Source organism: Aminiphilus circumscriptus DSM 16581 (genome assembly GCF_000526375.1).
GTDB classification, from domain to species: domain Bacteria; phylum Synergistota; class Synergistia; order Synergistales; family Aminiphilaceae; genus Aminiphilus; species Aminiphilus circumscriptus.
In genome coordinates, this window is the sequence record NZ_JAFY01000007.1 from 541069 (window position 1) to 552331 (window position 11263).

Annotated in this window: 9 protein-coding genes; 8 read left to right on the forward strand and 1 reads right to left on the reverse strand. The window is 63.7% G+C overall.

What is annotated here, in order from left to right; genetic code table 11:
- Window positions 1-452: 452 nt before the first annotated feature.
- From K349_RS0113345 to K349_RS0113380, 8 genes are all read left to right on the forward strand, one after another.
- Window positions 453-749, forward strand: a complete 297-nt coding sequence (locus tag K349_RS0113345; RefSeq protein WP_029166266.1) for a hypothetical protein — start codon at window positions 453-455, stop codon at window positions 747-749.
- A 14-nt stretch (window positions 750-763) separates the two neighbouring features.
- Entirely contained in the window at window positions 764-2041 is a 1278-nt protein-coding gene (gene sfsA, locus K349_RS0113350) for a DNA/RNA nuclease SfsA (protein ID WP_211240367.1), read from the forward strand.
- 147 nt (window positions 2042-2188) lie between these two features.
- The gene (locus K349_RS0113355) at window positions 2189-2884 is read left to right on the forward strand and encodes a protein-L-isoaspartate(D-aspartate) O-methyltransferase (protein ID WP_029166268.1); all 696 of its coding nucleotides are present in this window, start codon (window positions 2189-2191) and stop codon (window positions 2882-2884) included.
- Window positions 2885-2906: 22 nt separating this feature from the next.
- The gene (locus tag K349_RS0113360) at window positions 2907-4181 is read left to right on the forward strand and encodes an HDOD domain-containing protein (protein ID WP_245588059.1); all 1275 of its coding nucleotides are present in this window, start codon (window positions 2907-2909) and stop codon (window positions 4179-4181) included.
- Window positions 4182-4191: 10 nt separating this feature from the next.
- A complete protein-coding gene (locus K349_RS17285; protein ID WP_029166270.1) occupies window positions 4192-6528 on the forward strand; it encodes an ATP-binding protein in 2337 nt (778 codons plus the stop codon).
- Window positions 6525-7418 carry a GGDEF domain-containing response regulator gene (locus K349_RS0113370; protein ID WP_029166271.1) on the forward strand — a complete coding sequence of 298 codons (894 nt, stop codon included), beginning with the start codon at window positions 6525-6527 and terminating at the stop codon, window positions 7416-7418. Before K349_RS17285 ends, K349_RS0113370 begins: the two co-directional genes overlap by 4 nt.
- Before the next feature lie 204 nt (window positions 7419-7622).
- The gene (locus tag K349_RS0113375) at window positions 7623-7976 is read left to right on the forward strand and encodes a hypothetical protein (RefSeq protein ID WP_029166272.1); all 354 of its coding nucleotides are present in this window, start codon (window positions 7623-7625) and stop codon (window positions 7974-7976) included.
- Between the two features lie 122 nt (window positions 7977-8098).
- Entirely contained in the window at window positions 8099-8752 is a 654-nt protein-coding gene (locus K349_RS0113380) for a hypothetical protein (RefSeq protein ID WP_029166273.1), read from the forward strand.
- A gap of 850 nt (window positions 8753-9602) precedes the next feature.
- Here the strand turns inward: K349_RS0113380 and cls are convergent.
- Window positions 9603-11210: a cardiolipin synthase gene (gene cls / locus K349_RS0113385; protein WP_029166274.1), complete on the reverse strand. Its 1608-nt coding sequence runs from the start codon at window positions 11208-11210 to the stop codon at window positions 9603-9605.
- Window positions 11211-11263: the final 53 nt, after the last annotated feature.

An 11263-nucleotide genomic window follows, 5' to 3' on the forward strand; every position in this document is an offset into this window, starting at 1 on the left:
CAACGACATGTTCCATCTTTCGCACCTCTTTTGTACGACTGACGCATGCAACCATGAATGGAGACCACCCGTGGGTGTTCCGGGTGACGTGTTGCATCTCTTGCTCCCGTGAACGTGAAAAGTAACGCTCGCGTTGTCCGGTTTCGTGGAACGCCTCGTGCGCCTTGACGCACGGTTCTTGCGGGGACTACAATCGTTACGAAAAGAACGGGGTATGATCAACATATGAGCAGCACTACGCACGTCCTCGGAACGTGTCGGGCGGCGGCAAGGTACAGTGCATCAGGGGGCAATTTCGCCGCCCTGGAAATGTCGCTGGCGCGGACAAAACGCATCCAGCCGGATCTTTCCGGTTTCGCGGACGAATTGTCTCCGGGGGCCGTAGGTCTACGGCATGGCGGCTTTATCCGGACAGAAATCCCTGTCCGTTCCGGCGGAAGGAGCGCGACGCAGTGGCATCTCTCTCGGAAACTTCCCGATATCTCCGCGGGGTGGGGAACGCCCTGGCGATTTTCCTCATCCTGCTGCTCGCCCTCGTGGTGAGCATCTTCGGCCTGGTGAACACTCTGGTCATGTACCTGTTCGTTCTCCTCGCCGTGCCGAGTCTCTCTCTGGAGGCCAAGTGCGCCGACTGGGCGAAGATCGCTCCGTGGCCGCTGAACGTCCTTTCCCGGGTGCTCTCCAGGGCGCTTCTCTGGTTCATGGGTATTCTCTTCGGCCTGGTCATGCTGCTCAACCTCATCTTTTGAAGAGGCGCCGGAACATGCCTGACTTCATGGGGAAGTTTCCCGGGAATGTTCCCTTCCGGGAGGAACGGTTCCGCAGGTTCCGCGACGACGGCGCGGAACCTTTTCTCCTTGTGTCACAGGGGCACGGTGTGGAGGGAGCTTTTCTCCGGCGGCACAATCGTTTCGAGGTGGAGTGTCTTGTGGAAGGACTTCCCCTGCGGGCTCACCTGCCGAATCCGGGAAAACTCCGCGAGCTTCTCCTTCCCGGGGCACCGCTTCTCTTGGCTCCGCGCCAGGGGGGTAAGTTGGCCTGTCGCGTTCTAGCCGTGGCTAGGGGAGAGAGCTGGGTCATGGTGGACACCATCCGCACCAACGCCCTGGCGGCGTATCTTCTGCGGAACAACCTCGTTCCCGGCCTGGAAGGGGCGGAGGTGCTCCAGGCGGAGTATTCCCTCGGAAACAGTCGCTTCGATTTTCTTCTGCGCAAGGACGGGGTACCCTTTCTTCTGGAGGTCAAGTCCTGCACCCTGTTTCACCGGGAACTCGCCATGTTTCCGGACGCGGAGACCGCCCGGGGGCGAAAACATGTGGAGGAACTCACGGAACTCACCCGGGAGGGATACCGCTGCGGCGTTCTTTTCGTCGTTCAGTCCGGGGACGTGCGCTTCTTTCTGCCGGACTACCACACGGACTACGCCTTTTCCAAGGCGCTTCTGGAGGCGCGGCACGCCCTCGACATCACGGCGGTCGGAGTGGACTGGCGGGAGCGCGGGGGCATTCCCGCCCTCGACCGGGATGGTCCCGTGCGGCAGCTCGCCATTCCCTGGGATGTCGCCGAGGCGGAGTGCCGGGACGGCGGGGCCTACCTCCTGGTGCTGCACCTTCCCGAGGCGCGGGAGATCGAGACGGGCCGACTCGGCGCGCTGCTCTTCCGGGAAGGATATTACGTGTACGTCGGCTCCGCGGTGCGGCACCTTGCGGCGCGGACGGCGCGGCACCGTCGGCGCCGCAAGACGCTGCACTGGCACATCGACTGGCTTCGGGAACATGCGGCGTTCGTCGCGGCGCTTCCCGTCCGTACCGGGGAGGACCTGGAGTGCGCTCTGGCGGAGGCGTTGGCTCCGCTCGCGGCGTGGCGCGTTCCCGGTTTCGGGTCGTCGGACTGCGCTTGCCCGAGCCATCTCTTCGGGTGGACGGAAAATCCCCTGCTGCAACGAGACTTCGTGGAGACGCTCCTGGACTTCCGCATGGGACGCGTTTCCGCATGGATCGAGGCGTCCGCCGATGCGACGGGCGCGGCGCGCTTTTTCTAGAAGGAGCGAACGGCGCGGCGTTCCCCCGCGGGGGGCAGTGCCTTCGGCGGTGCCGGGTGTTCGGGAATGCATGGGATGCGTTGGGGAAAAGTTTGCGACAAGCCTGAAAAAATGTGGGATAAAGGACTCCGGGAAGGGGGGTCCGGAATGCACCGCGACGAAGCCGGGTGGCAAAAGGCCGCGGACCTCATGGTCCGGAGGCAGATAGAGGCACGGGGTATCGCGGATCCGCGGGTGTGCGCCGCCATGCGTTCCGTGCCGCGGCATGTTTTCGTGCCCGAGGCTGTCGCCGGAGCCGCCTATGAGGACCGGCCGCTTTCCATCGGGTACGGGCAGACCATCTCCCAGCCCTACATGGTGGCCCGGGTCACGGAACTTCTTTGCCTTCCCGAGGGAGGCAATGTGCTCGAAGTCGGTGCCGGGTCGGGCTACCAAACGGCGGTGCTCGCCGCCATGGGCATGCGGGTGATCGGTCTTGAACGCATCGAAGCCCTGGCCCTTGTGGCGCGAAAGCGGCTCGATTCCCTGGGGCTCGCCGGAGAGATCCGCACAGCGGATGGACGCTTCGGATGGGCGCCCGGCGCGCCCTACGACGGCATCGTCGTCTCCGCCGCGGCGGAGGAGGTGGAACCTGCCTGGATGGAACAGCTTTCCGGGACAGGGGTTCTCGTCGTCCCCCTCGCCGGGCCGTTCTTCGGCGAGCGCCTCCTGGTGCGGCGAAAAAGCGGAAATCTCCACGAGGACGAGTGGTACGATTTCTGCCGCTACGTTCCCCTGCTGGAGGGAGTGGAGCCGGAGGATCCGGAAGCGTCGGCCTCGAAAGCGCCGGAGGATCCGAAATGAAAGCCCCCATGGAAGGGCGGCGGTGTCCGTGGCGCTGATCACCGTCAACGCCCTTGCGGAGGGCATGGTCCTCGCGAACGATCTCCACGCGCCGAACGGGCGGATGATTCTCGCCAGGGGCGCCGTGGTGAGGAGTGCCCATGTCCGCATGCTCAAGGTCTGGGGCGTGTCGGAGGTGGATGTGGAGAAGGGCGGGGAGGAAATCACCCTTCCGGAGGAGTTCGCCCTGAACGAGGAGGAACTGCGCCGCCGGAGCGACGAGATCGTTGACAGTTACTTTCCCCCCGCGGCCTACGGGGACGACTGCATGCGGGAGCTGCGGCGGCTCTGCGTACTCCGAACGGCCCGCAAGCTGAAGGAAGGCATCTCCCTCCCGGAGCTTCCGGAGCGGGGTGACCGTCCTCCCCAGATGCCCCTGCGGGATGGGCTTCCCCTGGAGCCCATCTCTCCCTACACGCTGGTCCGGAACGAGGTCCGGCTCGTCTCCTATCCCGATATCTACTTCAAGATCAAGGAAGTGCTGGAGTCGCCGGTCAGCTCCGCCGCGCACATCGGCGAGGTGGTGAGCAAGGACCCCAGCCTTTCCGCCCGGCTTCTCCGCCTGGTGAACAGCTCCTTCTACGGTTTTCCCACACCCATCGAATCCATTCCGAGGGCCATCGCCATCATCGGCGTGAACGAACTCACCACCCTCGCCCTGGCGGTGTCCACCATCAACTTCTTCCGCCATGTCCCCGAGAGGTACGTGGACATGCGCTCCTTCTGGGAGCACTCTCTCGCCTGCGGCGTCTTCTCGCGCATCCTCGCCTACGCCAAACGCAAGCCCTCGGAGGAGCGCTACTTCCTTGCGGGGCTTCTTCACGACATCGGCAGGCTGGTGCTCTACCGCAAGATGCCAGAGCTCATGACCTTTGCGCTCCGGCTCGCCGTCTACGCCCGCATCCCTCTCTTCCGCATCGAGAAACGTCTCTTCGGCTTCGACCACGCCCACCTGGGTCAGCTTCTGCTTCGGGAGTGGCGTATTCCCGAGACCATCGGACATCTGGTGGGCGGCCATCACGATCCCTTCGCCTGCGAGCATCCCGAGGACGCGGCGGTGATTCACGCGGCGGATGTGTTCGCCCTGGCCCTCCGCATGGGGACGAGCGGCTCCTGGTTCGTTCCCATGCTGGAGAAAGAGGCCTGGAAGACCCTGGAACTCTCCCCGGCGTCCCTCGAATCCCTTCTCGTCCAGGGCGAACGGCAGATGCAGGAGACGATGAACATCTTCTTCCCCCAGCGCGAGGCGGGGGCGTAAGGAGCGGATCATGACGGACGACACGGTTCGGGATTCGCCGGAAGAGACGATCCGGGAGCTTCGGGAACAGCTTCGCCGCGTTTCGGAACAGGCGGCGTCCCTGGAGGAGCAGGTGCGCTCCCTCCAACAGGAGCGCCGCACCACCCTGCGTATTCTCGACGCGGCCCTTAGCTCCGGCGGCCCGCTGCTGCCGGTGGACAAGGCCCTGGACCCGGCGGCGGTGCTGCACGAGGCGTCCCAGAAAGTGCGCTCCTTCGTCCGCCTCGACGCGGTCTCTTTTCACCTCGTCAGCAGCGACGGTCTCGACATGACCTGCACCTACTGCGATCCCGGCGATACCTTGCCGTTTCTCGAAAGGGAACTGCAGCTCCTCATCGACGACGGCACCGTGGCGTGGTCCATCGACCGCAACAAGCCCGTCATCGTCACCTCCTCCGAAGGCGAGCAGCCGCTTCTGCTCCACACCATGATGACCCCCAACCATCGGACCGTGGGGCTTCTCTTCGGCGTTCTCGGCGAGGACCCCGCGGGCATTCCCGACATCGCCCGGGCCTTTCTGACGGTGGTGTGCAACGCCACGGCGAGTCAGCTCCAGGACGCGGAACTCTACGGCCTTGCGGAGAGTCTGAACCGTACCAAGGATCTCTTTCTCGCGAACATGAGCCACGAGATCCGCACGCCGCTGAACGGCATCCTCGGTATGGCGGAGCTGCTGGACGACACGCTCCTCGATACGGAGCAGCGCGCCATGGTCGAGACCGTCCGCGGTGAGGCCATCTCTCTGTTGGGACTTCTCAACGACCTGCTGGACATCTCCAAGATCGAGGCGGGGCGGATGGAGCTGGAGGAGGCCCCCTTCGATTTTCGGGGCTTCCTCCGTGAGCTGGTGCGGAGTACCGCCTCCCTGGCGAAGGCCAAGGGGCTCGCGTTTCGCGTCCTCGCCGACCCCTTCCTTCCCGAGCGTCTTCTGGGAGACCGCCTGCGCCTTGCTCAGGTGCTGCGGAATCTTCTCGGCAACGCCCTCAAGTTCACCGAGCGTGGGGAAATTGCCCTGGAGGTGTCACTCGAAAGCCCCGCCGCCGTACCGGGAGGAAACGGCCATAGCTCCCGTCTCGATTTCGCGGTGCGGGACACGGGCATCGGCATCTCCGAGGAAAACCGGAAACATCTTTTCGAGGCCTTCGTTCAGGCGGATGCCTCCACGGCGCGCAGGTACGGCGGTACGGGACTCGGGCTCGCCATCTCCCGGAAGCTCGTGGAGCTCATGGGAGGCGAGATTCGCGTGGAGAGCCGCGTCGGACAAGGGTCGGTGTTCAGCGTTTCCCTGCCTCTCCGGGTTCCCGGCCCGTCCTCCGCGCTCCCGCCGGAGCGGAAAGGCGAAACGGCGTCGGAAAGAGAAGAGGCGGAGGCCTGGGCTGCGAGTGTTCCCCCTCTTTTTCACGGGGAAGGGCGGCTCCTTCTCGTGGTGGACGACAACGCCACCAATCGAGTGGTGCTCCAGGGGCTGCTCCGGAAACTGGGGTGTGGAAGCGTCGCCGCGGAGGACGGGCCGGGGGCGCTCCGGGCGCTGTCGGAGAAAGCGTTCGACGCGGTGCTCCTGGACATGCGCATGCCCGGCATGGACGGAACAGAGGTGGTGCGCCGCCTGCGCGATCCCGCCTCGCCGGCTCATCTGCGGCGCCTTCCCGTCATCGCCGTCACGGCCCAGGCCATGAAAGGGGACCGGGAGCGCCATCTGGCGCTGGGCATCGACGACTACCTCGTCAAGCCCGTCTCTTCCAGGGAACTGGGGGAGTCGCTCCGCCGGGTGTTCGCCCGGGAGCTCCTTTTTGGAGGTGACGGGACTGTGCCCCGGAGGAGCACGACGAGCGGAGAAGGGCTTTCGGTGCACTCGGGCGACGCCGGCGTGGATTTGCTGCAGGGCACGGATGCCGTGGAAAATGCCCCGGACTCGGAGCGTTTCGATCCGGAGATCCTGCTCGCCCGGGTGGAGGGGGACGGCGTTCTTGCGGAGCAGGTGATCCGGGTGTTTCTCGGGGATGCGGCCCGCTTCCGGATCGCCCTCGGCGAAGCCGCGGCATCGGGGGAGCCGGCGGTCCTGCATGCCCTCGTCCATGCCATTCGCGGCTCGGCGGCGAACGTCGCCGCCGGGAGAGTGGAGCGCCTTTCGGCACGGATCGAAGAAACGCATTTTTTGAAGAAACAGGACTTCAGGGAGAGCGCGATACGGCAACTCGGGGAGGAACTCGACCGCGCTGCCGAGGCCATGCGGCGGTTTCTGGACAGGATGTCCGACCAGGGGTGGAGACAGGAACAAGAAGAAGGGCACGAAAGGAGGAAGCCGTGAAAATTCTGATCGCCGAGGATGACGCTTCCACCCGTACCATGCTGGAATGCCTGACGAAGAAATGGGGGTATGCCGTGGTGAGCACCTCCGACGGAGAGGAAGCACTGCGTCTTCTCGAGGCCGCGGATGGTCCGAACCTCGCCCTGATGGATTGGCTCATGCCGGGCCTTGAGGGGCCGGAGATCTGCCGCCGCCTGAGGAGTTCCCGCTCCGAAAAGGACCCCTATCGCTACGTGATCCTTCTTACCGTGAAGGGGGAACAGGAACATGTGGTGCGGGGGCTTGAGGCCGGTGCGGACGACTACGTGGTGAAACCCTTCGACCCCCAGGAGCTGAAAGTCCGCCTCGACGTGGGGCGGCGCATCGTGGAACTTCAGGAGATGCTCCGCTACAACGCCCGCCACGATGTCCTCACGGGGCTGCTCAATCGCCGGGCCGGTCTCGAGCGCCTGGAGGAGGAGTGCGCCCGGTCGCGACGGGAGAAGACCCCCCTTTCCGTGGCCGTTCTCGACCTGGACCGCTTCAAGGAGATCAACGACACCTACGGCCATGGAGGCGGAGACGAAGTGCTCCGCGAAACCGCACAGCGCCTCCGCGGGCTGGTCCGCTCCTACGACGTGACGGCCCGCCTCGGCGGCGAGGAGTTTCTGCTCCTCTTCCCCGGAACGTCTCGGGAGGCCGCGGAGGAGATCTGCGAACGGATCCGGGGACAGTTCGAGAGCGAGGCCTTTCTGTCGGAGAAGGTGTTCGTGACGGCGAGCATCGGCGTCGCCGGTTTCGGTGGCGACGAGGACGAACGGGCGCTGCTCCGGCGAGCCGACGCGGCGCTCTACGAAGCGAAGAACGGCGGGCGCAACCTGGTCCGGAGCGCACGGTGCCGCCCGGAATGACGAAACCTCCTCCGCCCTGTGTGTTCTGCCGCGCCGTTTCCTCCGCCCCGACGGGCTTTTTGCCGCTTTTGCCCGGGACCCTGGGCTCTTTCAAGCCAACGAGAGAAAGAGTAGAATGGAGCCCTTAGATGATTTAGAGCTGTACCGCGGAATGATGTCTCAAGGGAAAACGACGGACAAACAGCGAACATGGAGGTGGCGACTGTGAGAAAATCATGGGGAACATCGCTCGTATCGGTGTTGTTGCTGCTCTTGCTGGCGGGAGGCGCCTTCGCGCAGGAGGATGCGGGGGGCGGATTCCTCTACGGCGACGTGACCATCGTGCCCCTGACGGGCAATATCTTCCGCTGCTCCGGAAACATCACCAGCACCACGGGAGAGTATTATCAGCACGCCTGCTTCAATCTCCATCTCTTCGACGTGAACGGCAAGACCGTGGACACCTTCATGTTCTGTCTGGATAGGTTCGAGGGCAACAGCACCAGGTCGTTCCAGATCGATTTCACGAACGTTCTCAAGAACTACTCCTATAAAATCGAGTTTCTCACGGCCAACTGATCCGTCCCGCCTCCGGCGGAGCCACGGCGGGACCCTGCAGGCAGCGCCTTTCGTCTCCGGGAGCAAGGTGCCCTGCGGGGAGCGCCGCGACGGACGACACGAGTGAAGGAGGTTCGAAACCAATGAGACGTGGAGTCATGCTCTGTCTTCTCTGCGCCCTTTTCGTGGGACTGCTGCCCCTCGTTCCCTCCGAGGCGAGACAGGCCCTTGACATCTACTTTCCCCTGGATGACCAGGACGCGGAGGACCACGGTGATGCCCTGGTCACATCCGGCTCCGGCAGTATGACCATTCTCGTGAAACGGGCGGACTTCAACTGGTTCGAGTACTTTTCCCTTCCCAAGAACGCCAACTTCCGGAACAGCTTCACCATTTCCACCGAAGTGACCTCCGTTCAGGAAAGAGGCATCGCGGGAATCGCCCTGGGCAACGGAGAGATCGACCTGCTTTTCGCCATTCGTCAGGAAGCCTCCACCGGCAAGGACAACGGGAGCGTGCAGATCGGCATCGCCAACCGGGACGAGGTGGATTATCTGAAGAAAAAGACCATCACCTATCCGCAGATTCCCTTCACCCTGCGCATGGACTACAACGTGAACACCGGCGAGGTCGCGGGCTACCTGAACGACACACTCATCCTCCGGGCGGACAAAGGCGACTCGTCGCGCCTCGTCTCCATCTCCACCGTCAAGACCGCCGCGCTCTACGCGGGATCGCTTCCCCAGTACTCCAAGGCGAGCGTCACCTTCGGGGAGCTTGCCCTCCAGGCGGAGTAAAAGGCGACGGAGTACGTCGCTCATCCGGTCCGGGCAGCGAACGTGCCCGGACCGGGGAGAAGGCTTCTGTACATAAATACGAAAAAGAGCCTCGTGTGGGGACGGTCGGCCGGGCATCTGGTGCCGCCGGCGTACGGGACCCCGCAAGCAACGCTCTTCAATACAGCAACCGTAATCGCCGAGCCAAATCTTGTCAAGATCGACATCGATCTTTATAATTCACTCCAAGGAAGCTCTCAACGCTTGGACCCCCGGTGAACTCGATGCCGGCCCGGCCAAGCGAAGAGAGCTTTTTTTCTTTTGTTGACCGCCTCCCCACACAAGTTGGAAGTAAACCGCGAGCCGTTGCCTTCTGTACTGGATTGAAAGCTTCTTCCCCACGTGAATGGGGGGAAATCGCACGAAACCAACGCGATAGACCCCCTGGCGCACACCATGCCCTGCCCTGGTGCACACCATACCCTACCCCTGGTGCACACCATGCCCTACCCCACGGATGGAGAAAAAGAGTTTCAGCACTTGCAAATGCTGTATTTCTCGGGTTGGTTTTTCGCGCCGGGAGGCGTTTCTCTTTTGGGGGTTCGGTGCATTCGTGCACGCTTCGCCGTGAAATTTCGACAGGATCTGCACGAGAAAACCAAAGGCAGGCCGAAAAGATACGGAGGGGCTGTGGTGTCCCGCAGGACCGGAGAATGGGACAGGAGGCGAGAATGGAGGAGAGCGCTTCCTCCCCCGAAAACGGGTGTGCGGGCGAGGGGGTGCCCAAGCTCAGGAACGAGGGTGCAAAGGCGGACCTTCCCATCGGAAATGGGCGAGTGGTCGGGCTGGGAGCCGGACGCCGGGCACCGTGTCAGAGCTGGGAGGAGAAAAGGCGTCCCGTCGATTCGAGGAAGCGCTCGTACAGCGGGCGGTGGCGCCGCCGGTGCAGATCGAGTTCCTTCGACTGCCCCAGATCGTTCAGGAAGTCCTTTTCCAGGCGGGCCGTGATGGCCCTGTCATAGATGAAGGACTGCACCTCGAAATTGATCTCCAGGCTGCGGATGTCCATGTTGGCCGTGCCCACCGAGGCGACGCCGTCGGCGAGGACGATCTTGGCGTGGACAAATCCCCCGGTGTAGCAGAACACCCGCACGCCCGAGGCGAGCAGCTCGTCCAGGTTGGAGCGGGTGGCCCAGTAGACGATGAAGTGGTCCGGTTTTGACGGCAGCAGCAGGCGCACGTCCACGCCGTTGAGGGCGGCGGTCTTCAGGGCCATGAGAATGCTTCCGTCGGGAACGAAGTAGGGCGTGGTTATCCACAGACGCTTTCTGGCGGAGGTGATGAGGGAGAAGTAGCCCTGGAAGATGGCGGACCAGTCCGTGTCGGGGCCGCTGGACACGATCTGCAGGAACGTCCGCGGAAGGGTGGCCGGAGCGGCGGAGGAGGCGCTCTCGGGGTGGAGTTCCTCCTCGGGGATGGTCTCCTTGCGGCAGAAGAGCCAGTCCGAGGCGAAGACCGTCTGGAGCTGTGCCACTCCCTCGCCCTCGATGCGCAGATGGGTGTCCCGCCAGAAGCCGAGGCGGCGATTCTTGCCCAGGTAGGTGTCGCCGATGTTGAGCCCTCCGACGAAGCCCACCCGGCCGTCGAGAACGGCGATCTTCCGGTGGTTTCTGTAGTTGAACCGCCGGCGCAGCACGGGGAACGACACGGGAAGGAAGGGAGACACCGCCACGCCCGCATCCCGAAGGTCCTGCACGTACTCGGGGCCGAGCTTCCAGCTTCCGACGGCGTCGTAGAGAAGCCGCACGGTCACGCCCTCCCGGGCTTTCCTTTCGAGCAGCTCCTTGAGCTTTCTTCCGATGCCGTCGTTGCTGATGGCGAAGTATTCCAGGTGTACCGTCCGCTTTGCCGAGGCGATGTCCCGGAACAGGGCCTGGAAGGTGGCGTTCCCGTTGGTGAGCACCGTCACGTGGTTGCGGATGGTGACGGGGCTCTTCGAGATGTTGAGCAGGAGCGTCATGGTTTTCCACGGAAGCGGTTCGAGCTTTTCCTTCAGCCGGGTCCGGCTCCTCAGGAAGCGGAGCTGCTCCGTCGCCCTTTTCTCCATGGCCGCTCTTCGCCTACTCGGGTGTCGGTGGGCATATTCCTCGTGGATTTTCCCCTTGCCGATCCTCGGGCCGAGGAACAGGTACAGAAGGAGCCCGACCACGGGAAGGAGCACCAGCACGAGAATCCACGCGAGAGTCCTGTCGGGATTTCGGTTCTCCAGAAGAACGATGACGCCGATGAGCACGGCGTAGAGGGTCAGGACATGGGGAAGAAGCCCCTGCCAGCGGAGGAAGAAGGAGTGGAGGGTACGGGCGATGCCCACGAGGTCCACGTGCAGGATGCCCAGAAGAAACACCGGGAGCAGAAGGACCAGAAGCAGTATGAGCACCGCCGTGGCGGTGATGGTGACCAGTCTGGGTTTCGCCCGCACGGATCGCGTCCCTCCCCGGCTGCGGATTCCTTCGCCCCTTCGCCCGGGCGAAT